12 protein-coding genes, 1 pseudogene and 2 riboswitches are annotated in these 16,753 nt (G+C 57.5%); of the genes and pseudogenes, 6 read left to right on the top strand and 7 right to left on the bottom strand.

Annotated elements, in window-relative coordinates; translation table 11 throughout:
- The 4 genes from DTF_RS27250 to phoU form a co-directional block, all read left to right on the top strand.
- Positions 1–344, top strand: a 344-nt coding sequence (locus DTF_RS27250; RefSeq protein WP_035057222.1) for an ABC transporter permease subunit, incomplete at its 5' end; no start/stop codon positions are given.
- A 124-nt stretch (positions 345–468) separates the two neighbouring features.
- Entirely contained in the window at positions 469–2,061 is a 1,593-nt protein-coding gene (gene pstA, locus DTF_RS0112050) for a phosphate ABC transporter permease PstA (RefSeq protein ID WP_027715525.1), read from the top strand.
- A gap of 20 nt (positions 2,062–2,081) precedes the next feature.
- The gene (gene pstB, locus DTF_RS0112045; protein ID WP_027715524.1) at positions 2,082–2,864 is read left to right on the top strand and encodes a phosphate ABC transporter ATP-binding protein PstB; all 783 of its coding nucleotides are present in this window, start codon (positions 2,082–2,084) and stop codon (positions 2,862–2,864) included.
- 14 nt (positions 2,865–2,878) lie between these two features.
- The gene (gene phoU / locus DTF_RS0112040; protein WP_027715523.1) at positions 2,879–3,544 is read left to right on the top strand and encodes a phosphate signaling complex protein PhoU; all 666 of its coding nucleotides are present in this window, start codon (positions 2,879–2,881) and stop codon (positions 3,542–3,544) included.
- Between the two features lie 115 nt (positions 3,545–3,659).
- Here the strand turns inward: phoU and DTF_RS26585 are convergent, their stop codons facing one another.
- Entirely contained in the window at positions 3,660–3,917 is a 258-nt protein-coding gene (locus DTF_RS26585; RefSeq protein ID WP_155890804.1) for a hypothetical protein, read from the bottom strand.
- A gap of 88 nt (positions 3,918–4,005) precedes the next feature.
- Between DTF_RS26585 and DTF_RS0112030 the strand changes: the two genes are divergently transcribed.
- Positions 4,006–5,262, top strand: a complete 1,257-nt coding sequence (locus DTF_RS0112030) for a glycosyltransferase (protein ID WP_081702943.1) — start codon at positions 4,006–4,008, stop codon at positions 5,260–5,262.
- A 170-nt stretch (positions 5,263–5,432) separates the two neighbouring features.
- Here DTF_RS0112030 and DTF_RS0112025 read toward each other — a convergent pair whose 3' ends face one another.
- From DTF_RS0112025 to DTF_RS27785, 6 genes and pseudogenes are all read right to left on the bottom strand, one after another.
- A complete protein-coding gene (locus tag DTF_RS0112025) occupies positions 5,433–7,166 on the bottom strand; it encodes a bifunctional sulfate adenylyltransferase/adenylylsulfate kinase (protein WP_081702942.1) in 1,734 nt (577 codons plus the stop codon).
- 67 nt (positions 7,167–7,233) lie between these two features.
- The gene (locus DTF_RS0112020; RefSeq protein ID WP_027715519.1) at positions 7,234–8,469 is read right to left on the bottom strand and encodes a glycosyltransferase family 4 protein; all 1,236 of its coding nucleotides are present in this window, start codon (positions 8,467–8,469) and stop codon (positions 7,234–7,236) included.
- Entirely contained in the window at positions 8,450–9,763 is a 1,314-nt protein-coding gene (locus DTF_RS0112015; protein WP_027715518.1) for a nucleotide sugar dehydrogenase, read from the bottom strand. The genes DTF_RS0112020 and DTF_RS0112015 overlap by 20 nt, the downstream gene beginning before the upstream one ends.
- Entirely contained in the window at positions 9,760–11,775 is a 2,016-nt protein-coding gene (locus tag DTF_RS23325) for an alginate lyase family protein (RefSeq protein ID WP_051361262.1), read from the bottom strand. The genes DTF_RS0112015 and DTF_RS23325 overlap by 4 nt, the downstream gene beginning before the upstream one ends.
- Positions 11,776–12,474 (bottom strand): glycosyltransferase, encoded by a 699-nt coding sequence (locus DTF_RS27600; RefSeq protein ID WP_255342766.1) that lies wholly within the window; start codon positions 12,472–12,474, stop codon positions 11,776–11,778.
- A 27-nt stretch (positions 12,475–12,501) separates the two neighbouring features.
- A pseudogene (locus DTF_RS27785) lies at positions 12,502–12,957 on the bottom strand (glycosyltransferase); the annotation flags it as partial.
- 761 nt (positions 12,958–13,718) lie between these two features.
- A riboswitch (cyclic di-GMP riboswitch) is annotated at positions 13,719–13,796 on the top strand.
- Positions 13,797–13,932: 136 nt separating this feature from the next.
- Positions 13,933–14,022, top strand: a riboswitch (cyclic di-GMP riboswitch).
- Positions 14,023–14,250: 228 nt separating this feature from the next.
- On the opposite strand from DTF_RS27785, the gene DTF_RS25530 reads away from it, so the two are divergent.
- On the top strand, positions 14,251–16,753 hold a 2,503-nt coding region (locus tag DTF_RS25530; protein ID WP_051361261.1), incomplete at its 3' end, for a polysaccharide lyase family 1 protein.

Raw genomic sequence — 16,753 nt, 5'->3', positions numbered from 1 at the left:
CCATGGGCCCCAGCCGCTGGCAGACGGTGTGGCGGGTGATCCTTCCCTCGGCCAGCCCGGGAATCTTCGCCGGAACCATGATCGGTTTCGGCCGCGCCATCGGCGAGACGATGATCGTGCTCATGGCCACCGGCAACACCGCCATCATGGACTGGAGCATCTTCAACGGCATGCGCCCTCTTTCGGCCAATATCGCCGTAGAAATTCCAGAGGCGCCGTTCGGCGGGACCCTCTACCGGATACTCTTCCTGTCGGCGGTGATCCTTTTCGCGTTCACCTTCATCCTGAACACGGCTGCGGAAATTGTCCGTCAGCGACTGCGGAAAAAATATGGACGATTCTGAAAAAAGGACGCACTGGCGCCTTGACGATGGCGGATTGAGCGAGATCGAGATTCCTTCCAAAACGGGCGCCCCGGCCGAAGCGCGGAAACGGCCGAGGGCGGCCGAACAGAGACGACGCTCCGCCCTGCGGAAATATCTGCGGGAGGGGGAGCCGTTCGTCTGGCTTACCGGGGCGGCGCTTACGCTGACCCTTCTGATCGCCGCCACACTTATGGTGGTGGTGATGGTGAACGGCCTGGGGGTCTTCTGGCCGTCCCGGGTGGCCGAGGCCACCCTCGAGGACGACACCCGCATCATGGGTGAAGTGGTCCAGCGCGAGCCACGCCCGTCCGGGGAAGGGGAGCGGCTGCAATTCAAGACCGGGAATCGCGACTTGTACGGCCTGGATTTCCGCTGGGTAAACGGGTCTGCCATCGCCGCCCTGGAATACCCGCCGACGGCCATTGCGCTGGAAAGGATGGAGTACGGGAATTTCTACGGTTACCTCAAAGAGGTGACTGCGCCCGGCCTGGTGGAGGGGAGCAGACCCTGGCAGATGTTGGAGACGGCCCATGCGGCCATGGAGAAGGTTCTCGCCGAAGTGAAGGTGCTCGATCTTCGTTTGGCCGACGTCAGCAATCGGATGGAGAGTCTGCGCCTGCAGGCGCTCAAGGTCTCCTATCGCTCCGACGGCCAGGATACTCCGGAGCTGCGGGAACTGGTGCGGAAATCCGCCCTGCTTCAGGAAGACTTCGGTCAGCTCATTGACGAGCACACGGCCCGCAGCGTCGATCTCCAGGGCTATGCCGCTACCTTCGCGGACGCAGACGGGCGCGAAAAGGTCATTCCCCTGGCGCAGATCGTCCGCTTTTATCAGCCCAATACCATGTCCACAGGGGAGAAGGTCCTTTTCTACCTGACCAATTTGAAAGAACTGGTATTGGGTCAACCGCGTGAATCCAATACGGAGGGGGGACTCTTTCCGGCGATTTTCGGCACGGTGATGCTGATCTTCCTGATGAGTCTGGTCACCTTCCCCCTGGGGGTGGTCGCCGCCATCTATCTGCGCGAATATGCGAAGGAGGGCGTTCTGGTGCGACTGGTGCGCATCGCCGTCAACAATCTTGCCGGCATCCCTTCCATCGTCTACGGCATCTTCGGCCTCGGATTTTTCGTTTACGGCATCGGCGCTTCGATCGATCAGCTCTTCTTCCCCGAGCGTCTGCCCACCCCGACCTTCGGCACCGGCGGCATTCTCTGGGCGAGTCTGACTCTCGCCCTGCTGACCGTGCCGGTCGTCATCGTCGCCACCGAGGAGGCCCTCGGCGCCATTCCCGCCGGCATCCGCGAGGGGTCGCTGTCGCTCGGCGCAACCAAGTTCCAGACCTTGATGCGCAACCTGCTGCCGATGGCCTCTCCAGGCATCATGACCGGCCTCATCCTGGCCATGGCCCGCGCCGCCGGGGAGGTCGCGCCGCTGATGATCACCGGGGTGGTAAAGCTGGCGCCGGCGCTGCCGCTCGACGGCAACTTCCCCTATCTTCATCTCGACCGCAAGTTCATGCACCTCGGTTTTCACATCTACGACATCGGCTTTCAGTCCCCCAACGTCGAGGCTGCCAAGCCGATGGTCTTCGTGACCACCCTGCTGCTGGTGCTGATCGTGGTGCTCATGAGCAGCGTGGCCATCGTCCTGCGCAACCGCATGAAAAAACGCTATACCTATGGCAGCTTTTAACCACCAAGAAGGATGCAGTCATGAACAAAACCACCAACTTCCGGTTTGAAGATCCCGTCATAGAGGTGGAGAACCTCCACTTCTATTACGGCAGCGCGGAAGCCCTGCATAACCTCAATATCGCCTTTCCGAGCCGGCAGGTCACCGCCCTGATCGGTCCCTCCGGCTGTGGCAAATCGACCTTCCTGCGCTGTCTCAACCGGATGAACGACCTGGTCGACGTCGCCCGGGTGACCGGCAGCATCCGTCTGCGCGGGACCGAGATCAACTCGACGGCGATGGACGTCATCGAGCTGCGGCGCCGGGTGGGGATGGTCTTCCAGAAGTCGAACCCTTTTCCCAAATCGGTCTACGAAAACGTCATCTACGGTCTGCGCATCGCCGGGGTGAAGAACAAGGCGGTGCTCGACGAGACGGTCGAGCGCAGCCTGAGGGAGGCCGCCCTGTGGGACGAGATCAAGGACCGGCTTCACGACAGCGCCCTGGGGCTCTCAGGGGGGCAGCAGCAGCGGCTGTGCATCGCCCGGGCCATCGCCGTCAACCCCGAAGTCATCCTCATGGACGAGCCGTGCAGCGCCCTCGATCCCAAATCGACGGCACGGGTGGAAGAGCTGATCGGAGAGCTGCGCAAAGAGTTCACCATCATCATCGTCACCCACAACATGCAGCAGGCCGCCCGGGTCTCCGATTATACCGCCTTTCTCTACGAGGGATTGCTGATCGAACACGGCCTGACGAAAAAAATATTCATGAAACCGAAAAACAAGCAGACTGAAGACTACATCACCGGACGCTTCGGCTGAGGAGGGAAGTTCCCATGACGCAACTGATGCAGCACGAACTGGATAAACTGAAGAAACAGCTTCTGGAGCTCTCGGCGGTGATCGAGGAGTCGGTGCAGTCCTCCATCACCTCTCTGGAGAAGATCGACCGGGTTCTGGCCGAAAAGGTCATCGCGGGCGACGACCAGATCGACCGGATGGAGGTCGAGCTTGAGGAGGAATGCCTCAAGGTCCTGGCCCTCCATCAGCCCGTGGCCATCGATCTGCGGTTCATCATCGCCGTGCTCAAGATCAACAACGACCTGGAGCGGATCGGCGATCTGTCCGCCAACATCGCCGAACGGACCGTCGCCCTGGCGGAATCAGCCCGGATAGATCCGCCCTTCGATTTCACGGCGATGGCGGCCAGCACCCAGCAGATGCTCAAGGGGAGTCTCGATTGCCTGGTGCAGATGGATACCGCCCTGGCGCAGCATGTCCTCGATCTCGACGATGAGGTCGACGCGATGCACAGCCGCAACTTCCAATTGATCAAGGACCAGATCCGGCAGCATCCGGATCATCTCGAAAGCCTCTCGCACTATCTCACCGTCTCCCGGCACCTGGAGCGGATCGCCGATCTTGCCACCAACATCGCCGAGGACGTCTACTACATGATCGAAGGAGAGATCGTGCGGCATACCAGCGAATGGCCTCGCTGACAACGCGAACAGGAATTCGTCAGATTGCATGGACGTATTTACGAAGCCTCTCGGAATGCTGAGAACATCCTGGTATTATTTTGCGCGGGCGAGATCGATCTTACCACCGACGCAATTAATCCGCCCGCAGGGTGGCAAAAACCATGGTTGTTGTTAAACTGAAACTGACGGAAATCATCGGATTTTTAAATGGATACCTGTCTTGTACATCCTGGAAAGAGAAGGAGGTCGTTTTGATCTGGATATTTTTCGGAATATTCGCATTCGGAGCGCTGATTGGCGTGCTGTTCGTGGCACTGCTTTCCGTCGCCAAGGACCAGGAAGCCGCTTCAGACTGGTGGAATGAACCATCTGCGAGGCTGGAAACGGTCAAGAACAGTTCCAGGGATTGACGATTTCCCCATCCGTTCCTCGCCGGGTTTGCTCCATTGCTCATATTCCGTGCAAAGGAGTGACAATCCATGAAGAACGAACTGCAGACGTACGACGCCGAACCCGAGTTTGAAGAGGTTTGGCCTGCCCTGCGGGGACACCGTTATGCCTGGCTGGACGACTATCTGGAGTTGATCGGTGAAGAGGCCGTAGAGCGCATCGCCCGAAAGGTGGAATCGCTTTCCGGCCTGGAGCTTCAGTTCATCAACTCGACCAAACAGGGGGGAGGGGTGGCCGAAATCCTTCGCTCCCTGGTGCCGTTGATGAACGGCATCGGCATCCGGGCTCATTGGACGAGCATCGTCGGGCCTCCCTCCTTTTATGACGTCACCAAATCTATTCACAACATGCTTCAGGGCCAGGACGGCAACCTGAACGCCGAAGAAAAGACTCTCTTCGAGGAGACGGTCGCCGCAAACGCACCGATCATCGATCTCAAAAGCGATGTCGTGGTGGTTCACGACCCCCAGCCGCTCCCCCTTATCCGCTATCGGCACGGCCAGCGCCGCTGGATCTGGAGGTGCCACATTGATCTCTCCCTGCCGAATACGCAGGTACGGGACTATCTTCTGCCGATGGTGGAAGGCTACGACGCCACGATCTATACCCTCCCCGAGTACGCAATGGCGTTGAAGTCGCCTACCCACATTCTCATGCCGGCGATCGACCCCTTCACCATCAAGAACCGGAAGCAGAACGAGCAGGACGCGTGGAACCGCCTCAAGCAGTACGGCATCCCCGATGATCGCCCGATCGTTACCCAGATATCCCGCTTTGACCCCTGGAAAGACCCGCGCGGCGTCATCGAGGCCTGCAACATGGCCCGGCGTGAGGTCGATTTCACCCTGGTGCTCCTGGGCAATTTTGCAAGCGACGACCCTGAGGGAATGCGAATTTACGAGCAGCTTCTCGAACTCCGGGATGAGCGCACCCTTGTCCTGGTGGACGGGGACGACCAACTGCTGGTCAACGCACTGCAGAGCCAGTCTGCCATCGTGCTCCAGAAATCGATCCGGGAAGGTTTCGGGCTGACGGTGGCCGAGGCCATGTGGAAGGGAAAGCCGGTGATCGCCGGCCGTGCCGGAGGAATCGTCCGGCAGATCGAGGACGGCTTCAACGGCTACCTGGTCTCTTCCGTCGAGGAGACCGCGGCGCGGATTGTTCAGATCCTGCGCGAGCCGGCCCTGGGTCGCCGTCTCGGCCGCAATGCCCGGCGCACGGTTCAGGAGAATTTCCTGTTGACCCGTTTGCTGGAGCAATATCTGGATCTACTGCGCACCACCTAGGAGGCTGATGAAAAACGCCCATCTGCGGCGTTGGCCTCATCCTTCGTCAACGACGTATCTTCCAGGTACGCCTTATCCCTCAGGATTTCAGCCGCCTTGCATCTGGGCATTTTTGATCAGCCTAGGGGAAAACCACTTTTTCAACACCTGCAAGGCTTCGCCTTGCCCGCTCAGGGCTTCTCCACGTACCCTTCCTTTTCCAGATACAGAAGGATGGACTGGGCGGCCTCGTCCGCCGACATGGTGGAGGTGTCCAAGGCAACGTCCGGATTCTCCGGGACTTCATAGGGATCGTCGATGCCCGTAAAACCCTTCACCAGACCAGCCCTCGCCTTGGCGTAGAGCCCCTTGCGATCCCGCATTTCACAAATCTCGATCGGCGTGGAGACGAAGACTTCGATGAAGCCGCCATGCAGAGTAATGGTTTCGCGGACCTTGCGCCGCAAGGCGGCATAGGGAGCGATCGGCGCGCAGATGGCGATGCCGCGGTTCTTGGTGATCTCGCTGGCCACGAAGCCGATTCTCTCCACGTTCAGGTTGCGGTGTTCCTTGGAAAAGCCCAGCTCGCTGGAGAGATTCTTTCGTACGATGTCGCCGTCCAGCAGGGTTACCGGCCGGTGATTGATTTCCATGAGCTTGGCCAGAAGGATGTTGGCGATGGTCGATTTTCCCGAGCCGGAGAGGCCGGTGAAGAAAATCGTGAATCCCTGCTCGGTGCGGGGAGGAAAAGTGTGCCGCAACTCACGGACAACCTCCGGATAGGAATACCAGGCCGGCATCTCCAGTCCTTCGCGCAGCCTGCGGCGGAATTCCGTCCCGGAAAGAGATAGAATCCGGACCGATTCGGGGACGCTGGACCGCTCCAGGTACTGAGCAAGCTCCTCCACGTAGACCATCTCGGAAAAGGGGACCAGGGTGATCCCCATCTCCTCCTCGTGCTTGCGGAACAGCTCCTGGGCCTCGTACGGATCGTAAACGGGTTCCCCGTTGTTCACGTTTCCCGGGTCGGCGTGGTTGCGCCCCACGATGAAATGGGTGCAGCCGTAATTTTTGCGGATGAGGCCGTGCCACAGCGCCTCGCGCGGACCCGCCATGCGCATGGCCAGCGGCAGAAGACTCAGCATCGTGGTCTGCTCCGGGTAATGCTTGAGAACTTCACGGTAGCACCGCACCCGGGCGTAATAGTCGACGTCGCCCGGCTTGGTCTGGCCGACGACCGGGTGAAGCAGCAGGTTCGCTTCCACCTGGGAGGCCGCCAGCTTGGTGAGCTCGACGTGAGCCTGATGCATGGGGTTGCGCGTCTGGAACGCGACGACTTTCTTCCATCCCCGTTTCTTGAACTCGTGGCGCAGCTCCAGCGGGGAGTAGCGCAGGGTCTGAAACGTGTGATGGGGAGGAATCTCCAGCCCCTCCAGTCGGCCTCCGAGATAGACGGGGCTGGTCTCGTGGAAAAGCTGAAAGACAGCCGGATGCTGATCGCTTGTCGTGCGGAAGACCAGTGCGGCCTCTTCGGCGAAGTCGGGGCGCCACATCGATTCCACGGTCAGGATGGCCACGACCATCCCCTCGGGGTGGCGAAGAGCCACCCGGTCGCCCCTCGAAAGCAGTTCGGCGAATGCTTCAGTCACATCGAGAGTGATCGGGATGGGCCAGAGCTTCCCGTTGGCAAGGCGCATATCCCGGCAGACGGATGTGTATTCATTCTCGTTCAGAAATCCTTCGAGAGGAGAGAAGGCGCCATTGAGCAGAAGCTCAATGTCCCAGATCTGGCGTGGGGTCAGGTCCCATGAGGGGAGTGTGACGGCTTCTCGTTTCAGGCGCACGGATTGCTCCGGCCCTACAAGCAGATCGTTAACGGAATCCCCATCCCAGAATTCATCCTTATTCAGTAAATCGTCTTTCATGTGATCCTCCCTGAGAAGGTAAGTGAGTGCGGGCCAAGATAATCCAATCATACCGCTTCCGACGGATCTATAAAGACCTCGATCCTTTTAACTCCCCTTTTGTCTCGGGATAAAGAGTATTGTAGGCGGCCATGAGCTTGGGAATCTCGTAGTCCCACGACAGTTCTTCCATCACCCGCCTTCGGCCGTATTCTCCCATGGTTTTTCGAAGTTGCGGGTCGTCAAGCAAAATGATGATTTTTTCGGCGAAATCCTTTTCGTCGTTCCTGTCGGCGTAGAGTGAAGACTCCCTGGCGGAAAACCTCCCTTCGGTCAGGTCGAACTGGACGATCGGTTTGCCCAGGGCCATGTACTCCATGATCTTGTTCATGGTCGATTTGTCGTTCATCTCATTGGCTACATCAGGGTTGACGCAGATATCGGCTGTGTTCAGCATCTCGAGCATCTCTTCATCCGGTACACGGCCCGTAAATGTCACATGCTCCGCAATGCCCAGCTCATGGGCGTAATGACGCATTGCTTCGAGTTCGGTGCCGCCCCCAATCAGGCCGAAGTGAATGTCTGTTCGTCCCAGTGTGCGCACAAGATACCGGGCGGAGCGAAGTAGATAATCGATGCCTTCCTGCTTACCCATGACTCCCACATAACCGACCAGATAGCGGCGCCCCTTTTTCAGGGCATCATTCGGCGGCATGATTTTCAATCGTTCGAGCTTGGGACCGCTTCGAACCACAAATACCCGCTCGGGCGGCATGCCGCCGCGTTCGATGGCGATCCGCCGGTACGATTCGTTCGTGGCGATGGAAACGTCGGCGGTCTTGAAGGTCCAATGCTCCCAGGCCAGCATCACCCTGTAGAAAAAATCCCGCTTTCCGAACTTTGCCTCGTAAAGCTCCGGGTTGATGTCATGGTGATCGAAAATGAACTTTTTGCCGAAGAGTTTGAAAAAAAGGGCGATGCAGAAAATGTTGTCGGGCGGATTGCAGCCATGAATGACGTCAAAGCCCCTCCGCCGCAGAACCTTCCACGACAGAGCGAATTCCCATAACAGGGCGGCGGCGTATTCGAGCAGGTAGCCCAGGGCGCCGTTGGCCTCGAGCGGCAGGGGGTGGCGGAAGATGTGGATGTCATCAATGATTTCGAAACGCTTTTCGTATCCTTTGCCGGTAGGACAGATGACTGAGACCTTGTAGCCGGCATCGCGCAAAGCCCCGGCTTCCTGCCAGACTCGTCGGTCGAAGGGAACGGGGAGATTTTCGACGATAATAAGGACCTTGAGATCCCTACCAGCAGATCCCTTCATAATGTCCCTCTTTTGATTTCTGGCTGGCAATCCGGACCAGATCGACGATCACCTGGTTGCCATTCGTCCTGGAAAACAGCTCTTGGAACTCTTCAGAGTCGTTCCCGACGACGACCGTCTCGGCATGTCCCAAGACCTCCTGGAGAGACTCGACCATTAATTTGGAAATGTGTGGAATCCGGTTGAGAATGTAATCGCGATTTGCGCCTACCAGTTTGGCCAGATTTACGTTCTTGTCATAGATTCGCAGATCATAGCCCTTGCCGATGAGATATTCGACGAGCGTCAGGATCGGGCTTTCTCGAAGATCGTCTGTCCCCGCCTTGAAACTGAGGCCGAGAATGCCTACCTTGCTGTTTCCTGACCGTGTGACCATCTCGACTCCGCGGATGAAGTGAGCTTCGTTGCTCGGCATGATCGAATTGAGCAGAGGGAGATCGAGATCGTTCCGCTTGGCCCGGTAGGTGAGGGCCCGTACATCCTTGGGGAGGCATGAACCGCCGAAAGAAAACCCCGGACGCATGTAATAGGGAGACAGGTTCAACTTGGTGTCATGGCAGAAGATGTTCATGACCTGGTGGCTGTCTATTTGCGTCGATTTACAGAAGCTTCCGATTTCATTGGCAAAGGTTACCTTCAAGGCATGCCAGGCATTGTCTGCGTATTTGACCATCTCCGCAGTGGCGATATCGGTTCGGAACAGAGGCGCCTCAAGCATTTCATACAATTCGACCAGCCGGTCTCCGCTCTCCCGGTCAGACTCGCCTATGACGATTTTGGGTGGATTTCTGTAGTCATTTACCGCTGAGCCCTCCCGAAGAAATTCCGGATTCATGCAGACGCCGAATCCGGTTCCCAACGTCTTTCCCGATGCAGCGGTCAGGGTGGGGATAACCACCTCCTCCATGGTTCCGGGGAGCATGGTGCTGCGTATGACCACAACGTGGAATGAATCCTTTCGGCCGATCGCCGCACCGATTTCCTCGCAGACCCTGCTGACGAAAGACAAATCCAGATTCCCGTTGTGCTGGCTTGGAGTGCCCACACAGACAAAGGAGATATCCGTTTCATTCACCGCGCTGAAAGCATCATCCGTGGCTCTGAGGCGCCTTTCGGCAACCGAAGAGGAGATCAGGTCACCTATCTGCGGCTCTATAATCGGGGACTTTCCGGCATTGATCAGATCCAGTTTGGTCTGATTGGGATCCACCCCTATAACTCGATGTCCTTCGCTGGCAAGGATGCCGGCCGACACCGCTCCGACATATCCCAAACCAAAAACGCTGATGTTCATAAAACTTCCTCACTGCCCTTGAATTCAGGGGGAATAAAAATATCAATTTGTGTTGTAAGTCGGGTTTTTCCCAGGATTTGATTCAAAAACACAGCAGTCGATATGACTTCTTTTTCATCATACCTTCTGGAAATCCAACCGCAAGGTGGTGATTCCTGTCCGACACGGATCGCGACCTGTTCAGGGTCGTCCAACGTTTGGAAATTCAGAGTGATTCCCCGGTTTTCGACGACTAGTCCCGATTCCGTCTGTTGCACCCGGCAGTTTTCGGCAAAGTGCCAGAATCTTTCAATCCGGTGTTCACCCCGGCACTCGAGGGTATCGGTGACAAGAATGCGGTTCTCTTCTTGTTGAAGGACGATTTCCCTCGTGTGCCGCACGGGGTCGGGCAGCCGCAGATAACCGTTCTGCGTTCCAATGAACCGGCACTCTTTTTCATTTTCTTCCCACAACCTGCATTTGGCATCGGCTTTCTTCAGCCACATGAAATTCCCCCCCGGCACCGACTGGTCCTGGCCGTCGACGCACAAGGTGTTATGAGCCGAGGTTCCTCGAAAATAATCCCGCCATTTGCGGTTATTATGATAAGCGTAGGTGCCGGGATCGATGAGAATTTCCCTGCCGCCGACGCTCAGGATGAACGACAGGGCGTCCGCATGGCCGTGGGCCGCAATGGACAAATAGCCGAGGGGACCCGCATCGGCGATCAGGCGGATTTCCCGGGGAGTCTCCCAGTGGCAGCCCATGATATAGTACCCCCCATCGGGGTAGGCGAGACGTATCGGCGGCCGATTTTTCTTCGCCGCGAGGGACGAAAAAACCTGTTCGCCTTCCTGTCCCAGGAGCCATCGGGTTTTGTCATCCAGGCGACCGGCCTTGGCTTTAAAATCGCCGCGCTTGAACAGGACGGCGCCCGTCGCCAGCAGAGATTTATAGGGACAGAAATCCGGTTCCCGGGAGAGGCGCACCACGAAGCCATCATCGCCGTCCCCGATCGAAGGGACGTTGCCGCCCGTGTCCATGACGGAGGCGATAAATTCCAGCATCCTCTCGACCCTCCTCCAGTATGCAGGTGGAAATTCCACCGAGCATTCCCGTCCAGCAAGTGCCGAAAGGAGGAAAAAGTCGAGGACGAATTGCTGATAGGAAATCGCCTGCTCCTTGCCGACGCCATCGGGGAAAGTCTGATTCAGGATTTCCTGCACCAGGATCCGATGCGCCAACTTTCGGCAGTTGAAAAATTCCTTCCAAAAAGGCCAGGTGCAGGTGGAGATGAAGAGTCCGGCGGCTTCGCCGATCAGATGGTTGTTGGCCGAGGAAAAACGGGAGAAGTGGTAGCGGATGAAGTGGACGTGCCGGTAAATGGAATCCAGCCAATTTCCCAGGAGGGCCTTGCCGCCGCGTCCTTGGAAGAGGGGGGATTCCAGGCCGCCGATGGTTTGCCAGACCACGCTCCAGTTGATGAGCCTGATCCCCAGCTCGAGAGAGCTGCACCAGTTGGGCCCCTTCAGGTACGGGCACTGATCGAGCCAGGACTGAAGCAGTAAGCCGATTCCGTCCAGATATCGCGCATCGCCGCTCAGGCGGTAAGCCTGGGCGAGGGTGACCAGCTGCAGATGCCGATTGGGTTCCCATAGATACTTGATGTCCCCGACCAGCAGGGAGTCCCGGTAATCCAGAGTTTTACCAAAGGAGAGGGGGGCGGTTATGCCGCTGCGCGGGTCTCGGTTCCACTCCGGAGGATTCCCGTAGCCGCCTTCTTTGAGGGCGAAAAGGTCCAGTTTTCCCTGGAGGAGTGAATCGGCGGTTGCGATGTAGGGGGAAGGATTTCCAATGGAAAAGTTCGATATAAAATTTCGCGATCTTTCAAGGTTCAGGGGAAGCGGAGGTCGGCGGCAGGTAGCGAGACCAAACTGTTCCGCGTGGGATCTGACTTTCGTCACAATGCGAGAGCCTATCTCACCGGCGGACATCTGTCTGACACGATTAAAATACCAGGTCAGTTTTGTCATTTATTTATCCTGCGCGCCGGGTGCGGTTTCTTCGGGTCTATTTTCCTTTGCAGCGGCGGTTTGCGGCTCTGGAGGATAAATCAGCTTCTCGTATTCCTGAAGCATTGTCTCGAAACTGAAACGATCCCGGACCACTCTTCGTGCCTGCAAGGACATGCGCTTGCGGGTTTCTGGTTCACCCACGAGCAGGGCCAGTTTTTGAGCCAATGCTGCAATATCCCCGGGCGGAAAGAGAAAGCCGTTGACTCCCTCCTCCACCATTTCCGAGGCGCCCCCTATATCGGAAAGGACAACCGGACGTCCCATGGCCATGGCTTCGAGAGCGGCATTGGAGAAAGTCTCTACGGCCACTGAAGGGAGGGCGAAGATATCCGCGGCTCCCAGGGCAGGCCGGACATCGTTAAGCTGGCCGAGAAAATGTATACGATCTGATATTCCGGTTTTGCCGACGTTTTCCTGAAGGCGCAATCTTTCGGGACCATCGCCGACAAGAACCAGCTGTATGGGATACCCCTGTTGAATAAGAAGGGTACAGGCTGAGATCAGATCATCCTGTTTCTTCTCCGGCCTGAATTGGGCCACCGAAACGATGATGGTTTCTGCAGGGGAAAAGCCGAAATGGTTTCTGAGTTCGGTCTGCTCTGAGGCGATCGCAAAAGGGGAAAAACGTTGGAGGTCGACTCCGTTGTAAATATGCATGCAGCGACTCTGTTTCAAGCCATACCGGGCAATCCACTGTTCCTGCTGGTTCCTGCAACCAAATACGAGTTTTGTCGCACGGCGGAGAACCGGTTGATAGACGATCATTTTCAGAGCTTCGCCAAGGCTGGCAAAGTCTGTGATATTGATACAGGAGATGCAGTTAAAATCAAGGTGGCTGCTTCGGGCTCGGGCAAGAACGCCGTAGAGGGAAGGATAAAGATTAATACAGAACAGATTTCTGATCTTGAATTTGCGGATGCATTTGACGATTCGGTCAACGGCCTGCAGGTCGAGTTTCCCTGTCCGGTTAAAATCCAGGACAGGGACCGAACCGCTGATCGAATTTCTAAGCGGATCCGAAAGGTTAAGACAGCCCAGATAGACCGGATGCTTTCTCTCGCTGAGAGCATTGACTAAACGAACAGTTTTCGCCTCTGAGCCGCCCACCTGCAGGGAGTTCAAGAGGAAGAGCGCCGCCATGGATATCTCCGATAATGTGCCGCCCGCATTGGCCACTTCACGGCAGCCATTTTTTTCTATCTGTTCCTTCCGGCATGCTGAACAAAGGGATTTTTCAAGGCAGAGACCTCTTTCGTTTTTGGTTTATGGATTTCTTTGGAATTGAAGCGAGCGTTATTATTCATCGGATGTTCCCAGTTGTCTCTGTTGTCAGTTTAGCGTCCGTCGGCAGGAATGCAAACACGGCCTCAGGCGTAAAAAAGGAATGGATTTATTTCTGTGTCCTGGGTGCCACACCTCGTTGCAAAACCAACCCAAACTGCATACAGAGCAGAGAGGTTGGGGGGAGGTTTTTTTGCAAGTCGGACACTCTGCAGATAAAAAATAAATTTTGCTTTAATTTATAAAACAGGTGTTTGCGCCTTTTGGCGTCGTTGCAGTTCGCAATGCTGCCATTCTGTAAATGTTGGTATTCTCTGGGTCCGCCGGGTTTTTCCCAACCCTCTCCAGTGATGGCTCCCGGAAGGGCATTTCCCTGAAAACGAGGATCTTCGCTCGAACACCGGAAGCTGGCCTGACACTCCGGACAGGTTTTGGCACGTCCAGTGCAACAAGCAGAAGACGATCGATTCAAGCTATCAGAAGATAAGCGGAAGTTTTCTCAGAAAAAACAAAGCCACTGGCGGGCCACTTAACGAACACGCCTCTCCAGAGGAAAAGGAGCCGAATTTCAGTCCTTTCATGGCCTGAAACGCTTAAAGATTTTAAACAGACAAGAAAATCTCCGATAAGGGCAAATCCGGAGTAATCCGGTGACGCAAAGCCACGGGTCCCAACGGTGGGATGGCCGGGCTGCCGAAGAGATGTCGCGCAAGCAATTTGGGCGCTCATCTTCGGTTTTCAAGATGGGCGCTTTTTTATGCGCGGAAAGGAGTTCGAATCTCAACCTCTGGGGGTTGAAGAACAAGAAAACACATAACTCTAAAAAAAGAATATCTCCGAAAAAGGCAAAGCCGGAGTAATCCGGCGACGCAAAGCCACGGGTCCGACAAAGTTTCAGCGAAGTCGGATGGCCGGGCTGCCGAAGAGAAAGCAGGCGAAAACGGCCTCAGACCGTTTAAAAAACGCGCTTTCTTCGGCACAGAAGAAGGCGCGTTTTTTTGTGCGAAACAGAATCAATAGCGAGGAAAGGACATGAAAAACCGGCATCCGGTCGATGAGCGTTACGGATCAAACGGAAATGTAACAGATTCTCAATGGGATCAAGGGATTTCAAAAACATCGCGAATGATTCAACAGCAATGGAGAAAATTAATGGGTAAACAGATTTACAACAGTATCACTAAAGGAAAAAACCTCATCTTGCAGTCCGTCTGCATGCTTCTGGTCTGCTTCGGCCTTGTCGCCGGGGCCGCTCAGGATGCACATGCTGCCGCTCCCGCCCCGGTTATGGAGGCTGTTCAGGTGAGCGGAACCGACTTCATCCTTAAATGGTCGCAGCCTTCTTCCACGTTGGGTTCCCCGGACGGCGGCTACGACATTTTCATCGACGGCGTGGATACCAACAAAAAATACCGCACCAGCGGCCTGAACGCGACCATATCCGGCCTGGCCGAAGGTGAGCACACCTTTATGGTCGAGGCCCGTTTCACTGAAACCAGGGAGTTTCCCCGCTCCAACGTGCTGAGCGCCGTACTGAATGCCACCGCTCCGACCACTCCCGCAGAGCCGGCCCTTTCCCAAACCACCACCGTGCCGGTGATGAAGTCGGTCCAGGTTGTCGGCACTGATTTTGTCCTGTCCTGGTCTCAGCCCGATTCCGTTTACGGAGCTCCCGACGGCGGATACGACATCTTCATCGATGGCGTGGACACCAACAACAAGAACCGCACCAGCGGTCTGAGCAAAACCATCTCCGGCCTTGCCGAAGGCGAGCACACCTTTATGGTGGAGGCGCGCTACACCGAAACCCGGGAGTTCCACCGCTCCAACGTGCTGAGCGCCGTGCTGGATACCACCCCGGCTCCCGCCCCCGAGGAACCGGCTCCTACCCCCGAGGAACCGGCCCCCGCTCCGGAAGAGCCGGCGAGCTCCAACACCACCACCGTGCCGGTTCTGGAATCGGTCAAGATCAGCGGCAACGATTTCGTTCTCGCCTGGTCCCAGCCCGAGACTGTCTACGGCGCTCCCGACGGCGGCTACGACGTCTTCATCGATGGCGTGGATCAGAATAACCATCTTACTGGGCTCACCACCACCGTCAAAGGGCTGGCGCCTGGCGAGCACACCTTCCAGGTGGAGGCGCGCTTCACCGAGACCGGCGAATTCCACCGTTCCAACATGCTGAATGCAGTGCTTGTGGACAACACTCCGACCGCTCCCGAAGAGCCGGCCAGCTCCAACGCAACCACCGTGCCGGTGCTGGAGTCCGCCAAGGTCAGTGGCAGCGATGTTGTCCTCACCTGGTCCCAGCCCGCCTGCAGCTATGGGGCTCCCGACGGCGGCTACGACGTCTTCATCGACGGCGTGGACCAGAACAACCATCTCAACGGAACCACCACCACCATCAAAGGGCTGGCAGGAGGCACTCATACCTTCCAGGTGGAGGCGCGCTACACCGAAACCGGCGAGTTCCAGCGCTCCAACGTGCTGAGTGCCGTGCTGGAAGGCAGCGCCGGCACTGATCCGGCTCCCCAGGACCCCGTGTCGAACCCGGATCCGGCTCCCGCGCCCGATCCTTCCCTCGGCTACCTGCCGGTCTTCCCCGGTGCCCAGGGCTTCGGTACTGAAACCAAGGCCGGCCGCAGTGGCAAGGTCCTCAAAGTGACCAATCTCAACGACAGCGGCAGCGGATCGCTGCGGGCCGCCATCGAGGCGAGCGGTCCCCGGATCATTGTCTTTGAAGTCAGCGGGACCATCAAGCTCGCTTCGGACCTGAAGGTTAAGGATCCCTACGTCACCATCGCCGGCCAGACCGCCCCCTCCCCCGGAGTCACCCTGCGCGGTGCGGCCCTGGCAGTGCACACCCACGACGTGCTGGCCCAGCACCTGCGGATCCGGGTCGGCGACGACTCGAGCGGGCCATCCCCCGGTTCGCGCGACGGCATCCGCATCACCGGCAGCCTCGGAGACGTATACCGGGTTGTCTTCGACCACCTCTCGGTCAGCTGGGCGGTCGACGAGACGGGCAGCTCCCCCTATGAGCCGCACGAGATCACAATCAGCAACTCGATCCTCGGCGAGGCGTTGAACAACTCGATCCATCCCCAGGGGAACCACTCGAAGGGTTTCCTGGTCCGGGAAGGAACCCAGAACATCTCGATGGTCGGCAACCTGATCGCCCACAACCACGACCGCAACCCCCGGGTTACCGGGGACACCAAGATGGTGGCTCTCAACAACGTCTTCTACAACGGCGGCAAGCCGTACTGGTTCGACGTCGAACTCGGCCGCGCCAGCGGGCCGCATCTCCTGAGCGTGGTAGGCAACGCCTTTATCGAGGGACCAGACACCCCGCACTATGCCTGGCCGATTCTGGTTGACGGCAACTGTAAGTCGGGGACGAAGGTCTACCAGTCCGACAACGTGGCCGGGGGCGGCATCCTCAAGAGCCAAACCTCCTTCGACCCGAAAGCCTCCTCGCCCCCGGTATGGCACAAGTCTCTTGCCCCCCGGGCCGGCAGTACCGTTGAGAACTGGGTCCTGGCCAATGCCGGCGCCCGGCCCGCCGACCGGGATTCGGTGGACAAGCGGCTGGCCAACGAAGTGAAGAGCCGCAGCGGGGCAATCATCGACAGCACCAGCGAAGTCGGTGGCT

The organism is Desulfuromonas sp. TF (assembly GCF_000472285.1).
Classification (GTDB): domain Bacteria; phylum Desulfobacterota; class Desulfuromonadia; order Desulfuromonadales; family ATBO01; genus ATBO01.
This window is presented reverse-complemented; position numbering and strand designations above follow the sequence as displayed.

Excerpts from the sequence above, each read along its gene's own strand:
- DTF_RS0112020 (WP_027715519.1), bottom strand. The coding sequence starts at position 8,469 with ATGAAGGGATCTGCTGGTAGGGATCTCAAGGTCCTTATTATCGTCGAA.
- DTF_RS0112030 (WP_081702943.1), top strand. The coding sequence starts at position 4,006 with ATGAAGAACGAACTGCAGACGTACGACGCCGAACCCGAGTTTGAAGAG.
- DTF_RS0112015 (WP_027715518.1), bottom strand. The coding sequence starts at position 9,763 with ATGAACATCAGCGTTTTTGGTTTGGGATATGTCGGAGCGGTGTCGGCC.
- DTF_RS27600 (WP_255342766.1), bottom strand. The coding sequence starts at position 12,474 with ATGCATATTTACAACGGAGTCGACCTCCAACGTTTTTCCCCTTTTGCG.
- phoU (WP_027715523.1), top strand. The coding sequence starts at position 2,879 with ATGACGCAACTGATGCAGCACGAACTGGATAAACTGAAGAAACAGCTT.
- pstB (WP_027715524.1), top strand. The coding sequence starts at position 2,082 with ATGAACAAAACCACCAACTTCCGGTTTGAAGATCCCGTCATAGAGGTG.
- DTF_RS0112025 (WP_081702942.1), bottom strand. The coding sequence starts at position 7,166 with ATGAAAGACGATTTACTGAATAAGGATGAATTCTGGGATGGGGATTCC.
- DTF_RS23325 (WP_051361262.1), bottom strand. The coding sequence starts at position 11,775 with ATGACAAAACTGACCTGGTATTTTAATCGTGTCAGACAGATGTCCGCC.